Annotated in this window: 14 protein-coding genes and 1 pseudogene; 9 read left to right on the plus strand and 6 right to left on the minus strand. The window is 67.6% G+C overall.

The genetic code is table 11. The annotated features are described in order from the left end of the window. Positions 1–36: 36 nt before the first annotated feature. Together ACTWQN_RS23800 and ACTWQN_RS23805 are read right to left on the minus strand one after the other, a co-directional pair. A complete protein-coding gene (locus tag ACTWQN_RS23800) occupies positions 37–726 on the minus strand; it encodes a histidine phosphatase family protein (protein WP_443205766.1) in 690 nt (229 codons plus the stop codon). 129 nt (positions 727–855) lie between these two features. Continuing rightward, entirely contained in the window at positions 856–1,677 is an 822-nt protein-coding gene (locus ACTWQN_RS23805) for an undecaprenyl-diphosphate phosphatase (RefSeq protein WP_443205920.1), read from the minus strand. Positions 1,678–1,954: 277 nt separating this feature from the next. Between ACTWQN_RS23805 and ACTWQN_RS23810 the strand changes: the two genes are divergently transcribed. The 3 genes from ACTWQN_RS23810 to ACTWQN_RS23820 all read left to right on the plus strand — a co-directional run bounded on the left by ACTWQN_RS23810 (position 1,955) and on the right by ACTWQN_RS23820 (position 4,326). Then, positions 1,955–2,938 carry an aldo/keto reductase gene (locus ACTWQN_RS23810; RefSeq protein ID WP_443205767.1) on the plus strand — a complete coding sequence of 328 codons (984 nt, stop codon included), beginning with the start codon at positions 1,955–1,957 and terminating at the stop codon, positions 2,936–2,938. A gap of 186 nt (positions 2,939–3,124) precedes the next feature. Beyond that, on the plus strand, positions 3,125–4,105 hold the full coding sequence (locus tag ACTWQN_RS23815) for a YncE family protein (RefSeq protein ID WP_443205768.1): 981 nt from the start codon (positions 3,125–3,127) through the stop codon (positions 4,103–4,105). Between the two features lie 8 nt (positions 4,106–4,113). Next, positions 4,114–4,326 carry a DUF5703 family protein gene (locus tag ACTWQN_RS23820; RefSeq protein ID WP_443205921.1) on the plus strand — a complete coding sequence of 71 codons (213 nt, stop codon included), beginning with the start codon at positions 4,114–4,116 and terminating at the stop codon, positions 4,324–4,326. A gap of 89 nt (positions 4,327–4,415) precedes the next feature. Here ACTWQN_RS23820 and lplAB read toward each other — a convergent pair whose 3' ends face one another. Further along, the gene (gene lplAB, locus ACTWQN_RS23825; RefSeq protein WP_443205769.1) at positions 4,416–5,465 is read right to left on the minus strand and encodes a lipoate-protein ligase LplAB; all 1,050 of its coding nucleotides are present in this window, start codon (positions 5,463–5,465) and stop codon (positions 4,416–4,418) included. 99 nt (positions 5,466–5,564) lie between these two features. Here lplAB and ACTWQN_RS23830 point away from each other — a divergent pair, with 99 nt between their 5' ends. From ACTWQN_RS23830 to ACTWQN_RS23845, 4 genes are all read left to right on the plus strand, one after another. Beyond that, positions 5,565–7,118: an N-acyl-D-amino-acid deacylase family protein gene (locus tag ACTWQN_RS23830; RefSeq protein ID WP_443205770.1), complete on the plus strand. Its 1,554-nt coding sequence runs from the start codon at positions 5,565–5,567 to the stop codon at positions 7,116–7,118. Between the two features lie 198 nt (positions 7,119–7,316). After that, entirely contained in the window at positions 7,317–7,478 is a 162-nt protein-coding gene (locus ACTWQN_RS23835; protein WP_443205771.1) for a hypothetical protein, read from the plus strand. A gap of 89 nt (positions 7,479–7,567) precedes the next feature. Continuing rightward, positions 7,568–7,978, plus strand: coding sequence for a VOC family protein (locus tag ACTWQN_RS23840; RefSeq protein ID WP_443205772.1), 411 nt, complete (start codon positions 7,568–7,570; stop codon positions 7,976–7,978). Between the two features lie 289 nt (positions 7,979–8,267). After that, positions 8,268–9,218, plus strand: a complete 951-nt coding sequence (locus ACTWQN_RS23845) for an LLM class F420-dependent oxidoreductase (protein WP_443205773.1) — start codon at positions 8,268–8,270, stop codon at positions 9,216–9,218. Positions 9,219–9,434: 216 nt separating this feature from the next. Here ACTWQN_RS23845 and ACTWQN_RS23850 read toward each other — a convergent pair whose 3' ends face one another. Further along, on the minus strand, positions 9,435–10,181 hold the full coding sequence (locus ACTWQN_RS23850; protein WP_443205774.1) for a TetR family transcriptional regulator: 747 nt from the start codon (positions 10,179–10,181) through the stop codon (positions 9,435–9,437). Positions 10,182–10,289: 108 nt separating this feature from the next. Between ACTWQN_RS23850 and ACTWQN_RS23855 the strand changes: the two genes are divergently transcribed. Continuing rightward, a complete protein-coding gene (locus ACTWQN_RS23855) occupies positions 10,290–11,444 on the plus strand; it encodes an acyl-CoA dehydrogenase (RefSeq protein WP_443205775.1) in 1,155 nt (384 codons plus the stop codon). A gap of 308 nt (positions 11,445–11,752) precedes the next feature. Then, positions 11,753–12,541: pseudogene (locus tag ACTWQN_RS23860) on the plus strand (glycine/sarcosine N-methyltransferase); the annotation flags it as partial. Positions 12,542–12,666: 125 nt separating this feature from the next. Here the strand turns inward: ACTWQN_RS23860 and ACTWQN_RS23865 are convergent. Together ACTWQN_RS23865 and ACTWQN_RS23870 are read right to left on the minus strand one after the other, a co-directional pair. Then, on the minus strand, positions 12,667–14,523 hold the full coding sequence (locus tag ACTWQN_RS23865) for a bifunctional homocysteine S-methyltransferase/methylenetetrahydrofolate reductase (protein ID WP_443205776.1): 1,857 nt from the start codon (positions 14,521–14,523) through the stop codon (positions 12,667–12,669). Beyond that, positions 14,520–15,893, minus strand: coding sequence for a PucR family transcriptional regulator (locus ACTWQN_RS23870; protein ID WP_443205777.1), 1,374 nt, complete (start codon positions 15,891–15,893; stop codon positions 14,520–14,522). The genes ACTWQN_RS23865 and ACTWQN_RS23870 overlap by 4 nt, the downstream gene beginning before the upstream one ends. Between the last annotated feature and the right edge of the window lie 556 nt (positions 15,894–16,449).

The raw sequence follows: 16,449 nt of genomic DNA on the forward strand, positions 1-16,449 counted from the left end.
CAACCCGACCGGTCACGAGCCCCAGCCGCGCTGGCCCTAGGCGCGCTCCGGCTCCGTGGAACCGGTCGAGCCGCCCACCACCGCATCCGACTTCACCGCATCCTTCGGCGGCAGCAAACCCGACACATCCGCGCCGGTGTCGTTGACCTTCAACACGAACGGCCTCGTCTCGGTGTAGCGCACCACGCTCACCGAACACGGATCCACCATGATCCGCTGGAACCCGTCCAGGTGCATGCCCAGCGCATCGGCCAACACCGCCTTGATCACATCCCCATGCGTGCAGGCCAACCACACCGCATCCGCCGCCATCCGGCGATCATGCGCGCGCACCGCCGCCACCGCGCGCGCCTGCACCCGCGCAAGCCCCTCACCACCCGGGAACACCGCCGCCGACGGATGCTGCTGCACCACCTTCCACAGCGCCTCCCCGGTCAACTCGCTGATCTTGCGGCCGGTCCACTCCCCGTAATCCACCTCGGCCAGATCCGGCTCCACCACCGGCGAAAGCCCCCGCTGCGCCGCCAAACCCGCCACGGTGTCCTGGCAGCGCTGCATCGGCGACACCACGACCTCCCGCAGCGGAACCCCCGCCAACCGGTCGACCAGGCCCGCCGCTTGCGTCACCCCGGTCTCGTCCAAGCCCACACCGGGCGTGCGCCCAGCCAACGTCCCGGCACCATTGGCCGCCGACCGCGCATGCCGCAACAGGATGAGAGTCGCCACGTCCGCCGAGGGTAGGCGCCCACCCCACCGCCACCCACCACAACCCCCACCAAACGCGCCACCCGAAACCCGCGAACAACAAAACGCGGCCCGCACCAACGGTGCGGACCGCGCCAAACAAGACCAGGATCACGGCTGCATGACGCCGAAACCCAACAACCCGAACACCAACAACCCCAACACGATCCGATACCACACGAACACGTACACGCTGTGTCGCTCCACGAACCGCAACAACCAGGCAATCACCGCATACCCGATCACCCCGGCCACCACCGTCGCCACGACCATCTGCGCCACCGACGGCTGCAAACCGTACGAACTCGGCTCGAACACGTGCGGAATCTCCGACAGACCCGCCGCGAACACCGCCGGAATCGCCAACAAGAACGAGAACCGCACCGCCGTCGGCCGATCCAACCCCAACGCCAGACCAGCGGTGATCGTCCCACCCGAACGCGACACACCCGGAATCAACGCCAACGACTGCGCCAACCCCATCAGCACACCGTCGCGCAACTGCAACTGGTCCTGACCCCGACGCTGCCGACCGAAGCGCTCCGCCAACCCCATCAGCACACCGAAGACGATCAACGTCGCCCCGGTGATCCACAAACTCCGAAACGTCGACCGAATGTAGTCCTGGAACAGAAAACCCAAGATCCCGATCGGCAAACTGCCGACGATCACATACCACGCCAACCGGTAATCCTGCGTCCGCCGCACCTCGGCGCTGCCCAAACCCCGGAACCACACCACCACCAACCGCGCGATGTCCTTGGCGAAGTAGATCACCACCGCCAACTCGGTCCCGATCTGCGTCACCGCGGTGAACGACGCACCCGCATCATCACCGAAGAACAGCCCCGAGACGATCGAAAGATGCCCGGACGAAGAAATCGGAAGGAACTCGGTAAGCCCCTGGACCACGGCCAACACCATGGTCTGCAACCACGACAACGAAACACTCTCCAGCACGATCGCGACAAACCTGTACACCCACCGGCCACCCGGCGGAGAAGCCCGAACCCAAATCTTGCAGCATCGCCACCAACCCCCAACCCCCACCCTGGGAAAAGCACATCCACCCAGGTCAGCGAGCAACCGATCACACCGCGCAACGTCCACCACCACACCAACCCGGCACTGTGATCCGAAACACTCAGGTTCAGACCCGCCGTCCCAGCCTCACCGACCACGGCAGCCACAGCGAATACCCTCACCCACCGTGGAACACCGACAACTCGGCCGCAGCGGCCTCCGCGTCTCCCGACTCGCCCTCGGCACCATGACCTGGGGACTGGACACCGACGCCGACGAAGCCGCCGAGCAACTGTCCCTCTTCCACGAAGCAGGCGGCACCCTCATCGACACCGCCGACGTCTACCAAGACGGACACAGCGAACAAATCCTCGGCGAACTGCTGAACACCCAACTACCCCGCGACGAAATCGTCCTCGCCACCAAAGCCGTCGCCCGCCGCAAACCCGGCCCCTTCGGCGGCGGCGCCTCCCGCGGCGCCCTGCTCACCGCCCTCGACGGCTCCCTGCGCCGCCTCCAAGTCGACCACCTCGACCTATGGCAACTACACGCCTGGGACGCCGCGGTACCCCTCGACGAAACCCTCGCCGCCGTCGACACCGCCGTCACCAGCGGCCGCGTCCGCTACGCAGGCGTCTCCAACTACGCGGGCTGGCAACTGGCCACCGCCGCCACCCACCAAAACTCCCAACCCACCCGAACCCCGCTGATCGCCACGCAAGTCGAATACTCCCTGCTCGAACGCGGCATCGAACGAGAAGTCACCGCCGCCGCCCAACACCACGGCATCGGCCTACTCGCCTGGGCCCCCCTCGGCCGCGGCGTGCTCACCGGCAAATACCGCAACACCACCCCAGCAGACTCCCGCGGCGCCACCAGCCACCTCGCCAGCTACGTCGAACACCACCGCAACGAACGCGCCGCCCGCATCGTGCAAGCCGTCCTCACCGCCGCCGAAGGCCTCGGCACCGCCCCCGCGCACGTCGCCCTCGCCTGGGTCCGCGACCGCCCCGGCGTCACCGCCCCCATCGTCGGCGCCCGCACCACCACCCAACTCAAAACCGCCCTGGCCGCCGACGAACTCACCCTCCCCCCAGCCATCCGCGCCGCCCTCGACGACATCAGCGCCCCCGACAAGAGCTACCCCGAACGCAACCCCGCCCAGCCCTGACCAGCACCGCCGCCCATCGGTGGAACTCCCCGCACACCCATTCCCGCCCCAACCACAACATGCCACCCTGAGAACTCTTCCCACGCACCAGCGATGAGACCCGCCCACCCAGGCCAACCGGCCGATCAGGGATCCTGGAGGAAGCAACCCGCACCACGCGGACCAGCAACACCAAGGAGGACCTCGTTGCGTCGTCTGGTCATCACCTGTCTCACCGCAACCCTGCTCACCGGCTGCGGAATGGACACCGCCAGCGACCCCCTCCAGGTCACCGACAACCTCACCGCCGCAACACCCGCCACCGCACCCCCCACCACCACCCCACCAGCGGGAACCGTGCGACCCGCACCCCCGGTGCAACTCGCCGCCTTCGACAGCGACACCCACACCCTCGTGCTCGCCAGCGGCCCCAACCTCATCCTCACCGACCCGCGCACCAACACCCAGCGCACCGTCACCCTCCCCAGCGCCCCCGCCGACCTGCACACCGAACGAGGCCAACTCATCGCGGCCCTGCCCGACACCAACCTCGTCACCCGCGTCGACCTGCGCACCGCAACCGCACAATCCACCCCCGTACCAGGCGGCCCCGTCGACGCCGTCGACCTCGACGCCAACCGGATGGCCGTCGCCCTCCGCGACACCGCCACCGTCACCGTCCTGCAAAACGGCAAACCCACCGCCACCGCCGACAAGATCCAAGGCCCAGCACAACTGCTGCCCGCCACCGACGGCATCTACGTCCTCGACCGCCTCACCACCGCACTAACCCCCATAAACCCCACAACCGGCGCCAAAGGCGCCGGACTACGCGCCGGACAAGGCGCCACCAACGCCATCACCGACCGCTACCGCCGCATCATCGCCATCGACACCCGCGGCCAAGAACTCGTCGCCTTCAGCACCGACCCACTGGTCATGAAACAGCGCTACCCCGTCCCAGGCGCCCCCTACGGCCTCGCCTACGACCCCACCCGCGACCTAGCCTGGGTCACGCTGACCGCGACCAACCAACTCGTCGGCTACAACATCGCAGGCGGCGAACCACAAGAACGCTACCGACTACCAACCATCAACCAACCCAACTCAGTCGCAGTCGACCCGGACAGCGGCGAGATCTACATCGCCTCCGCCAACGGCGCCGGATACCAGGTGGTGAGAGTGTGAGCACCAACATGGAAGGAATCGACAGCGATCAGGACTGGGAGTACCGGCCGCTGCGCCTACCACCGGGCACCACCCGCTGGAGCGCAGCGACCCAACTCAGCATCCACGCCGAATTCTCCGGCTGGGAACTGTCCCGAGTACTGCTCTATTCCGACGGAACCCGCAAGGTCTGGCTACGCCGCCGCCGAACCACCCCCGGCGTCCCCGGCCTGCTGACCTAGCGAACACCGAAACCCCAACCGACAGACAGTGTTGTCCAAGGCCAGCACCAACCCCCGGTGCCGGTCTTAGACAGCACTGCCACGGCTGGTCACGGCACCCGCAACAACCACTCCCGCGTCGCGAACTTCGACTCGACCAAACCCCTCGCCCGCACCAACTCCGCCTCGGTCACCGGCCCATCGGACAACCCGAACCGCCGCCGAAAACCCTCGACCAACCGATCGATGATCACCTCGCGCGCCAACCCCGTCTGCCGCCGCAACGGATCCACCCGCTTGTTCGCGCTCGTGATCCCCTTGTCCGACAACTTCTCCCGACCGACCCGCAGCACCTCACCCATCTTCTCCGCATCGATGCTGTAAGACATCGTCACGTGGTGCAGCACCGCACCCGAAACCATCCGCTTCTGCGCCGCACCACCGATCTTCCCGGCATCCGAAACGATGTCGTTCAACGGCTGGTACCACACGTTCAACCCCAACTCCCGCAACACACCGAGCACCCAGTCGTCCAAGAACGCATACGACTCCGGAAACGTCATCCCCGCCACCAACGAACCCGGCGCATACAGCGAATACGTCACCGTGTTCCCCGGCTCCACGAACATCGCCCCACCACCGGTGATCCGCCGCACCACCTCAACCCCATGCCGCCGCGCACCCACCGCATCCACCTCATTGCGCACCGACTGGAAACTCCCGATCACCACCGCAGGCGCCGCCCACTCCCAGAACCGCAACGTCGGCGCCCGCCGCCCCGCACCGACCTCCTCGGCCAACACCTGATCCAACGCCATGTGCATCAACGGCGTCTGCGGCCCATCACGGACCAACCGCCACTCGTGATCACCCCAATCCGAGGCACGCACCAACGCCCGCCGCACCGCCACCGCGACCGCCTCCGCGCTGAAACCAACCAACCGCGCGCCAACCGGCAGTCCACCCAAGATCCGCCCGACCAACTCCGCCGCACCAGCATCCACCGGCGCACCCGTCAACGCGGCGTTGATCGCCTCCAACGCCTCATCCGGTTCCAGGAAGAAATCCCCGCTCAACCGCACATCCGAAAGCCGACCGTCCACAACGTCCAGATCGACAACGACCAGCTTTCCGCCCGGAACCTTGTACTCACCGTGCACCGCGCACCCCTGCAATCGACGCCTACGCTTGCCACAACAGCACACAACACCCCTTATTCCAACGCACACCGACCGCGGCACCCGAAAGGCAGGCCAGGCGTGACCGACACCGAACTGCTCACCGGCGCACTCCTCGCCGACGGCACCGGAGCACCCCTGCGGCCAGCCGAAATCCTCATCCAGGACAGCCGCGTCGCCGCCGTCGAAAACCCCGGCACGCTGCCCGCCGACCTGCCCCGCCGCGACCTCACCGGACTCGTCCTGGCCCCCGGCTTCATCGACGTCCACTCCCACGCCGACAACGCGCCACTGCTCAGCACCGACGACACCACCAAGATCCTGCAGGGCGTCACCACCGAAGTCGTCGGCAACTGCGGCTTCAGCCTCGCACCCCGCAGCGGCGACCACGCCGAAACCCTCTCGACCTTCCTGCAACGCCTGTTCCCACCGCTGGAATTCAGCTGGACCGGCTTCCACGACCTGTTCGCCGCCACCGACGACGCCGGCTACGTCACCAACTACTGCCCGCTGATCGGCCACGGCACCCTCCGCATCGCCGCACTCGGCATGACCGACGCTGCCCCCGACGACACCGCACTGCACACCATGCGCAGCGCGCTGGAGGAAGGCATGACCGCCGGTGCCTTCGGACTCTCCAGCGGCCTGATCTACCCACCGGCGGTCTTCGCCACCACCGACGAACTCAGCACCGTCGCCGAAGCCCTCGCCGGCACCGGCCTCTACGTCACGCACATGCGCAACGAAGGCGACAACCTGCTGGAATCCATCGACGAGGCACTCCGCATCGGCGCCGCAGCGGGCCGCACCCACCTGTCGCACCTCAAAGCCACCCACCCGGACAACTGGGGCAAAATGCGCCCCGCCCTGGCCAAGATCCGCCAGGCTCGCGGCGACGGTCACGACGTGGTCCAGGACGTCTACCCCTACACCGCATCCTCGACGATGCTCACCGCCCTCCTGCCCACCAGCTACCTCGCCGGTAGCGCTGAGCAGACCCTGACCCGCCTCAGCAGCACGGCCGGGCGCGACGAACTCGCCGCCACGATCGGCGAGCGGACCCGATGGGACGGCGTCCTCATCGCCACCACCGCCAGCCACCGCTTCGAAGGCCGCACCATCGCCGACCTCGCCAAGGCCGACGACACCGAACCGGTGGACGTCCTGATCAACGTGCTGGTCAGCGAACGCCTCCGCGTCTCGATGATCAACTTCACGATGCACGAGGACGACCTCGAACTGGCCATGGCCGATCCGCACACCATGATCGGCTCGGACGGTCTACCACCCGGGATGGGCGGCAAGCCGCATCCGCGACTGACCGGCACCTTCCCCCGCGTGCTCGGTCGCTACAGCCGCGAACGCGACGTGCTCACCCTGCCCGAAGCGATCCGCCGGATGACCTCGCTGCCCGCGAAGTCCTTCCGCATCCCCGATCGCGGCACCATCGCCCCCGGCCAGATCGCCGACCTGGTCGCCTTCGACGCCGACGCGGTGATCGACGTCGGCGACTACCAAGACCCGCTGCGGGATCCGAGGGGCATCCCCTGGGTCTGCCAGCGCGGCCGAACCGTGGTCGAAGGCGGCGAATACGTCGGCCCCCGCTCCGGAATCCGCCTGACACCGAAGTCCTGACGGCCTCGTGGCGTCTTGTGATCATTGGCTTTGTTGAGGTTGTTCCTCAAGGTTAATTTTTATCGACACTGAAATTATAGAAATTAATACTTCGCGACGCACCAGCCCAACTGGGCGATTCTGATCAGCTCGCACATGCGATCTCCAGAGCTGAGAAGCACCATCAGGCAATAACTTCCGCCTCCCGAGGAGCCCGCCATGACGCTCTCCGATCACTTCGCCGCCCCCCACCAACGCACCAGCCCCCTCGACACCGACCCGGCGGAAATCCACCTGCCCACCCAGGACCGGTCCGACCCCTCCCCCGCACTGGACCTCGACGAGCACGACGAGAGCCACCTGATCCGCGGCTACGACTGACCCCCGATGGCCGATTCGTTCAAGCCCGGCACCCGCCCCGAGCCCTAGCCTCCGAGCACCGAACGCAATCGACCAACCGGAGAACCACCGTGAAAGCCCAGCTCGATCTCGTCGGACTCGTCGTCGCGGACATGGCCCGTTCCCTGGCGTTCTACCGCCAACTCGGCCTCGACCTGCCCGCCGACGCGGACCGCCAACCACACGTCGAGGCCACCCTGCCCGGTGGCCTGCGACTCGCCTGGGACACCGTCGACACCGTCCGCTCGTTCACCCCGGACTGGCAACCGGCCACCGGCGGCCCCCAGATCTCCCTGGCCTTCCTGCTCGACAGCCCAGCCGAGGTCGACGCGATGTACCAGCAGCTGACCGAGGCGGGCTACCACGGCGAGAGAGCACCGTGGGACGCGTTCTGGGGCCAGCGCTACGCCGTCGTCCAGGACCCCGACGGCAACGGAATCGACCTGTTCGCACCACTGGGCCAACAGTCCGCTGTGGACTAACCGACCCGGTGAGGATCGCGGAGCCGATCTGCTGTCCGGTGGCTTCAAGCCCCGGCACACCAGGTCGGCTCGGTGGATCTGGATCAGTCCCGCCGTTCCGGAAAGGCGTGCTTCCGCGGAGCGGCCGAAACCCTTGCCGTCCAAGGCGGATCCCTGGTCTGGGCGCTTTTGAAGTGTTTTCTGGATGGTCTGCTCGATGTTTAAATTCATTCAACACTGAATCCATAGATATTAATGATTTGAGACAGTCTAGTGGTGGTCAGCGGATACCTGCGGCAGCGTGATCGGCATGACGGACTTCCGCTTCTCCTACAACATCTTCGGACTCGAATCGCAAGACGTCTTCGCCGAGACCTGCCGCCGCGCCGAGCGGTACGGCTACGACACCGTGTTCGCCGCTGATCATCTCGGGACGGCGTCGCCCTTCCCCGCGCTCGTCGCCGCGGCGCAGGCCACCGAGCGGCTCAAGGTCGGCACCCTGGTGCTCAACGCACCGTTCTGGAACCCCGCGCTGCTGGCCCGCGAGATCGCCACCACCGACGTCCTCACCGGCGGCCGCCTCGAAGTCGGGCTCGGGGCAGGCCACATGAAGTGGGAGTTCGACGAAGCGGGCATCGCGTGGCAGCCGTTCGGAGCCCGCGCCGAGCGGCTCCAGGAGACCATCGACGAGCTCGGCCGCCTGTTCGCCGCAGATGGCTACGACCAGCAGAAGGCGATGCGCGAGCACTTCGGCATCCCCGTCCTGCGCCCGGTGCAGCGCGTCGGCTTCGGCGGCTACGGGCCTCCCCTGCTCGTCGGCGGCACCGGTGACCGGATCCTGAAGATCGCCGCCGAGACCGCCGACATCATCGGCATCGCCGGAGCGTTCCAGGTCAAGGGCCAGCCACCCGGAACGTTGCGCATCGGCACCGCCGCAGAAGCCAGCGAACGGGTCCGCTACACACGTGAACACGCCGGGGCACGCGCGGATCAGGTCGAGTGGCACGCCCTGACCCAGCTGGTCGTGGAAACCGCCGATCGCCGCGCCGGGGCCGAGAAGATCCTCGCGATGCGGGGACCGATGATGACCGTCGACGAACTCCTGGAGACGCCGTTCGTGTTCATCGGCAGCGTCGAGCAGATGGCCGAGCAGGTGCTGCGCAACCGCGAACGCTACGGCTTCACCTACTACACCGTGCACGGCCCGTACCTGGACGCGTTCGCCCCGGTGATCGCCCGCGTCCGCGAGCTGGCCAACTGATCGAAAATCCCAGCTCCCACCAGGACGATCACGCACGAACCCCAGCGGTTGCAGCAAGCGAAGACGACCTCGCCGCCGGGATCCCCAGCGCATTCTGAGCCGGTCGGAGCTGAGTAGGTGGCGCGGTCGGAGAATAATTTCGGTAAACACTGAAGAAATAGAGCCTGTTAAGATATTGTCGCACACGGCATAATTCGGCACTGAGTGCCGTTCGGGCTAAGGTCGGAGGTCGCGGAGGGCTTCTTCGAGCTGTTTGAGCACCACACCGGCGGGTGCCGTGGTGCGCACCACGCCCACGACGACGTTGTCCCCCGCCTCGACGGCCGGGGGCTCGGTGGCGCGCTGCCCCGACAGCGCGGCGGCCACCTGCCGCACCGCGTCGCGCAGCATCGGCCTGGCGTCGAGCACTCCCCCGCTGCGCAGCCATTGCCGCAGCACGTGGTTGTGCGCGGCGACCACCGCCGCGGCCGCGACCGCGGCGCGCAGGTCGCCGCCCGGTTCCCCGGCGTAGCGCTCGCGCAGGTAGCGCGCGAACACCCGCTGGTAGCGGTCGATGCTGGCGATCTCCTTGTCCCGCAAGGCGGAAACCTCGCGGGTCAACTCGAACCGCTTGAGCGAGACCTCGGGTTCGGCCAGGTACATCTCCAGCACCACCTCGGCGGTCTGCCCTAGCACCGCCAGCGGATCCGCCGCCGGGTCGGCCGCCGCGAGCCGCTCCACCACCTCGGCCAGCCGCTCGTCGTGCCCTGGGAAGACGACGTCTTCCTTGGACCGGAAGTACCGGAAGAACGTGCGGCGCCCGACTCCGGCGGCGTCGGCGATCTGGTCCACAGTGGTCGCCTCGAACCCCTGCGCGGCGAACAGTTCCATGGCGGCGAGTGCCAGGGCGCTGCGCACCCGACGGCGGCCGTGCGGGGTGCGGCCGGAACGCGCTTTGGGCGCCGGAGTCGCTGCCTCGGACATGGCCGGAATATAGCACCGCAGGCGATTGCTCCTGGCACTCAGTGCCGTTACGATGGCGGCGCGAAATGATGTCCGCTGGGGCGGACGGCGAGATCTAGGAGGCACCCGGTGGATCCGAGCTTCGGCACCTACCAGCTGGCCGAGGAGCACGAAGCGCTGCGGGAGACGGTGCGCGCGCTGGCCGACAAGGAGATCGCACCCTACGCCGCCGAGGTCGACGAGCAGGAGCGCTACCCGCGCGAGGCGCGCGATGCCCTGGTCAAGTCGGGTTTCGCCGCCGTGCACGTGCCGGAGGCCTACGACGGGCAGGGCGCGGACTCGGTCGCCACCTGCATCGTGATCGAGGAAGTCGCCCGGGTCTGCGCCGCATCCTCGCTGATCCCGGCGGTGAACAAGCTCGGCACCATGCCGATCCTGCTCGCCGGTTCCGAAGACCTCAAGAAGCTCGTGCTGCCGTCCATAGCCGCTGGCGAGGCGACCGCCTCCTACGCGCTGTCCGAGCGGGAGGCCGGTTCGGACGCGGGGTCGATGAAGACCCGCGCTCGACCGGACGGTGACCACTGGGTCCTCAACGGCAGCAAGTGCTGGATCACCAACGGCGGCGAGTCCCGCTGGTACACCGTGATGGCGGTGACCGACCCGGACAAGGGCGCCAACGGCATCAGCGCGTTCGTCGTGCACGCCGACGACCCCGGATTCGTGGTGGGCCCGAAGGAGAAGAAGCTCGGCATCAAGGGCTCGCCGACGGTGGAGCTGTACTTCGAGGACTGCACCATCCCGGCCGACCGGATCATCGGCGAGCCGGGCACCGGGTTCAAGACGGCGCTGCGCACCCTGGATCACACCCGGCCCACCATCGGCGCCCAGGCGGTCGGCATCGCGCAGGGCGCGCTGGAAGCCGCCCTCGCCTACGTCAAGGAGCGCAAGCAGTTCGGCAAGGCCATCGCCGACTTCCAGGGCGTGCAGTTCATGCTCGCCGACATGGCGATGAAGATCGAGGCCGCCCGGCACATGGTCTACATCGCCGCGGCCCGGGCCGAACGCGGCGAGTCGAACCTCGGGTTCATCTCCGCCGCGGCGAAGTGCTTCGCCTCCGACGTCGCGATGGAGGTAACCACCGACGCGGTGCAGCTGTTCGGCGGCGCCGGTTACACCCGCGACTTCCCGGTGGAGCGGATGATGCGCGACGCCAAGATCACCCAGATCTACGAGGGCACCAACCAGATCCAGCGAATGGTGATGGCTCGCCAGCTGCTCAAATAATCGATCGCGGGACGCGGCACAATCCGCTCCGGCCGCGGCTTAATCGGATTGTGCCGCGTCCACAAAAAGTGCGACCGCACGTTGTGCCGACACCGGGTTCTTGTGCCGAGCCCCAGGTGATGGCCGCCGACTCTGTTCCGCGCGCTCTAGCAACGCCGAACACCCGGACGCGAGAGTTGACGGGTCATCGTACGTTCGGCAGTCCTGCATCGCTCGGACTCGCCACTGACTGCGCATCCACCCGAGCCACCACCTGCTCGACGAAGCAGACACGGGTCGAAGGCGCAGCGCGAGCGCTAGGAGCGAACATGAAAAACAGCGTGCGGCAGGTGTTCGGCGACAATCCGATCGAGGTGCGCGACACCGATCACTACACGCAGGAGTACGTATCCGGTTTCGTCGCGAAATGGGACGAGCTGATCGACTGGGACAAGCGGTGGGCCAGCGAAGGTGACTTCTTCATCGACCAGCTCCGGATGCGCGGTGTCCGGTCGGTGCTGGATGCGGCCACCGGTACCGGTTTCCACTCCGTCCGCTTGCTGGAGCACGGCTTCGAGACGGTCAGCTCGGACGGCAGCCAGCAGATGCTGGCGCGAGCTTTCCGCAACGGACTCACCCACGGCGGCCACATCCTGCGCGCGGTGCAGGCCGACTGGCGCTGGCTCAGTCGCGACGTGCACGGCAAGTACGACGCGGTCATCGTCCTCGGCAACTCCTTCACACACTTGTTCTCCGAGCGCGACCGGCGCAAGGCGCTCGCGGAGTTCTACGCCGTGCTCAAACCCCACGGTGTGCTGATCATCGATCAGCGCAACTACGACGGGATCCTGGACAACGGTTTCACCACCAAGCACACCTACTACTACGCCGGTGCGGACGTCCGCGCGGAACCGGATCACGTCGACGACGGACTGGCCAGGTTCAGATACAGCTTCCCGGACGGGTCCGAGTACTTCCTGAACATGTACCCGCTGCGGAAGAACTACCTGCGGCGGTTGCTGCGGGAAGCCGGTTTCCAGCGCATCGACACCTACGGCGACTTCCAGGAGAACTACACCGATTCCGCTGCGGACTTCTTCATCCACGTGGCCGAGAAAGCAGTGTGATCAGCATTTTCGAAGCGGCGCCAACCGCTTGGCCCATCCCCGCAACGCGGGTTCCCAGACGGCGTACGACAGCCTGTCTTTGAAGTGGCTGCTCGGGTCGACCGCGCAAAACGAGCTCATGGACCGTCTTCGGTCCGGGACGCCAGGCCGGACGCCGCGAGCAGCTGTTGGACCGATTCGTGGTCGGTGTCGCGGACCACGATGACCGCGCCCTGGACCAGCGAGCGGGCCTGCGCGAGCAGTTCGGTCGCCAGCCGCAATCCCGTTGCGGGGCCGTCGGCCCCGGCCCGTTCGAGGGCCGACAGGGTGGACTGCGGAATGGTGACGTCGGGGACTTCGTGGGCGAGGTATTCGGCTTCGGCGAAGCTGGTCAGCGGCGCCACGGAGACGAGCACCGGCACCCCTTCGTCGGCCAGTTCCGCGAGCATCCGGCGCAGCGTGCTGAGTTCGTACACCGCTCTGGTGATCAGGAACTGCGCACCGGCCCGGATTTTCGCCCGGGTGCGGGCTATCTCGGCCTCGACGTCCTCCGCGCCGGGGTTGAACCGCGCGCCGATGGCGAAGGAAGTCTTGATGGCCAGCGGCAATCCGTTGCAGTCCCGCCCCTCGTTGAGCCCGGCGAGCAGCTCGATCAATCCGACGGACTCGACCTCCCAGATGCCGTCCGCGTTGGGGTAGTCGCCGCGAAGCGGTGGGTTGCCGGTCTCGCAGACCACCGTGCGCATCCCGAAGGCGTGCACCCCCAGCAGATCCGCCTGCAAGGTCATGATCGTCTTGTCCCAGGTGGTCACCGTCGCGATGGTCTCGGCGCCCAACTGCTGCTGCAGGTGCAGGGCCAAGCTGGCCGAACTCACCTGCGCCTGTGCGCTCTGCACGGGCGCGACGAGGACCAGGTCGATCCCGTTGCGCCGCAACGCGGCGACCAGCTCGGTCGCCTCATCGGCGCTCCCGCCGCCGGGCGGTGCGATGTGCGCGGCGACCACGAAGCGGTTCTCGCCCAGCCTCCCGGCCAAACCGCCCTGCTCCGGCGGCGGCGCTGGCTGGCGCACCGGACGGTCCGTCGGCTGCGGTGCGGGGCGCGGCGTTCGTCGCGCGTCGAGGTCGGCCACCGCGTCGACCGCCGCGCGGATGTGCGTCGGCGTGGTCCCGCAGCAGCCCCCGATGATCGACGCACCGGCTTCCGCGCAGCGCCGGGCGTAGCGGGCGAAGTAGTCGTCCACCAGGCGGTATTCGAACCGCCGCCCGATCCGCCGCGGCAATCCCGCGTTCGGTTGAGCGCTGATCGGCAGCGCGGTGTGCCTGCGCAACTCCGCCACCACCGCGAGCATCCGCTGCGGGCCCACCGTGCAGTTGACCCCCAGTGCCGTCACGGGAAGTTGGTTCAGCGCCCGTGCGACTTCGGCGGGTGTCTCGCCGCCTGGCGTGCGGCCTTCCGCGGTGAACGTCGCCTGCGCCAGCAGCGGCAGATCGCTGAGCTCGGCCGCGACGGTCACGGCTTCGACCAGTTCCGCCAGGTGCCCGAACGTTTCGAGGACCAGCAGGTCCACGCCGCCCTCGATGAGCGCGCTCACCTGCTCGCGCACCGCGTCGACGCGTTCGGCGGCCCGCACCCGTTGCCGCTGGCTGGCGCTGACCGCAGGTGATACGGATCCGCCGACGAAGATCGGCCGACCGGCGGCCCGCACCGCCTGCCGAGCCAGCCGAACGCCCGCCAGGTTGATGTCCTGCACGCTGCCGGAAATCCCGTGCTCCCCCAGCCGCAGCCGGTTCGCGCCGAAGGTGTTGGTCAGCACCAGGTCCACGCCCGCATCGAGGTAACTGTCATGCACCGTGCTGACCAGCTCCGCGTTCGACAGGTTGAGCTCCGGCAACGCGCGGTCGAGCGAATTCCCGGCGGCGTGCAGCACCGTGCCCATCGCGCCATCGCAGACCAGCAGCCGCTCGCCGAGAGCGGCCACGATATGCCCGGTCACACGCCCTCCCCGGTGTCGTTGGGGACACCGCCGACGGCGTCCATGATCTCAAGCGCGACCTGCGCCATGAGTCGATCGCGGTAGTTGCCGAAGTCCAGACCGGTCAGCTCTTCGACACGACGCACCCGGTAGGTGACCGTGTTCGGGTGGACGTGCAGGCGCTTGGAAGCGCGCTGCGGGCTGTTGTTCTCCCGGAAGTAGCAGCCCAGTGTGGACAGATACGCGGCGAGGTTGCCGCGTGACTGCTGGGTGAGGTTGCCGAAAACCTCGGTGGCGAACCGGCGCAGTTGCGCGGGATCGGCGACCTGGAGCAGCAGCCGGTGGATGCCGAGGTCGTCGAAGACCACCGCGGTGCCACCGCGCCCCATCCGCCGCGTGGCGTCGATGGTCCGGCGCGCCTCGTCGTAGGACCTGCTGATCTCCAGCGGAGCCCGGCAGGGACCGCCGATGCCCGCGGTCACGGTGGACTCCGGGAACAGTTCGCGCAGCCGCCGCAAACATGCTTCTGCCGACCGCGCGGCTCGGGAGCCCTGCGGTGGTCCAGAACCGCACGATTCCGCCATCACCACCGTGACCTCGCGCCCGCGCACCGCGGTGATGGCATCGGGTGCGTGGGTGGTGAAGAACCGCTCGGCGGCGGTCGAAACGCGCCGGTCGAGTTCGACGCGATCGGCCGAACCGCCGTGGCCGTCGAGCACCAGCGACATCACCCGGTGATCGCGCTTGTCGTCGTAACCGAGGTGGCGTGCCCAGCGCAGCAGCTCTTCGCGGTCGCTGCCCTTGCCCGACAGCAGGCCTTCGACCAGGTCGTAGCGGACTCGGGTGGCGGCCGCCGCGACCACCCGCTCGCGGCCCAGGATGACTCCGCAGATCGTGGCCGCGTGTTCGGTCAGCAGCAGGCGGAGATCCTCGCCCGTCTCCGGTGCGCCGTCGTCCAGCGTGATGAGGTAGGCGGGGACCTCGTTACCGACCAGGATCGGCGCGACGATCACCGGCGCGGTCTCCCCGACCTCCGGCAGGTGCACCGCGCGCCGAGTGCGACCGGTGATGCCCAGCACCTGCGCCAACCGCGGATGGGCCACCCTCCCCTGCACGTACTCGGCCGCGTCGGTGAGGCGATGCGTCGAAGACGCCGCCGCGATCACGTCCATCGTCTCGTCGACCACCGCGACCGTGGCGTTCATCCGCTCGGCGATCAACTCGGTCACCGCCTCGATCCCGGCGTCCTGCACGGCCAAGCTGGACAAGTGGCGGTAGAGGGCGACGAGTCCGCGCAGCGCGATGTTCTCCCGGTCGATCCCGCCGCCATCCGCGGCATTCAGCAGCGGCGGGCCGCTGCCGCGGTGGAAGTTCGGGCGCAGCTCTGCCACCCGCTCAGGCTAACAGCGGCGCCACTGCAAAACGTTGTGCCGCATCACAATCGCACCTGAAACAACCGGAAACCGTAATTGCGCGCGGCGAAATGGCCATTGCCGAGTTCTCGGGGCATACGAATGTCAAGTGGTATTCCGCCAGGCGAACGCAATCCTGTTGTTCGCCGTGCGTTATGCAATTGTCACCCGAAGTCGATCAGTGCGGCCAACGAGGCGCGCGGTTGCGCATGTGTTCCGCCACAGATTTCGGGCCGCTGCTTTGGGTTTGCGCTCATTGCCAGGTCAGAAGCGTGCCGCGTACCGTCTGCCGCAAACAGCGGGGCGAACGAGGGGGCGTTGACATGCACGCGGAAGCGGAGTGTCCCCACTGCGGCTTTCCATTGTCTCCGTCGGCGAGCAACGGCGCTACAATCCGCCGGGAATGCGGCCTTGGCGAAGAACGCCAACGCATCGAGGAACTAACGCGCGAGATCCGACTGCTGCAGGCGACCATCGCACAGCTGCGCGGTTCTCGCCCGCCGTTCATGAAGAACTGAGCGCACGCCGCAAAGAC

Origin of the sequence: Saccharopolyspora antiqui, assembly GCF_052246905.1 — a bacterium.
Lineage (GTDB): Bacteria > Actinomycetota > Actinomycetes > Mycobacteriales > Pseudonocardiaceae > Saccharopolyspora.

Coding starts and splice junctions, on each gene's coding strand:
- ACTWQN_RS23835 (WP_443205771.1), top strand. CDS start 7,317: ATGACGCTCTCCGATCACTTCGCCGCCCCCCACCAACGCACCAGCCCC.
- ACTWQN_RS23850 (WP_443205774.1), bottom strand. CDS start 10,181: ATGTCCGAGGCAGCGACTCCGGCGCCCAAAGCGCGTTCCGGCCGCACC.
- ACTWQN_RS23845 (WP_443205773.1), top strand. CDS start 8,268: ATGACGGACTTCCGCTTCTCCTACAACATCTTCGGACTCGAATCGCAA.
- ACTWQN_RS23820 (WP_443205921.1), top strand. CDS start 4,114: ATGGAAGGAATCGACAGCGATCAGGACTGGGAGTACCGGCCGCTGCGC.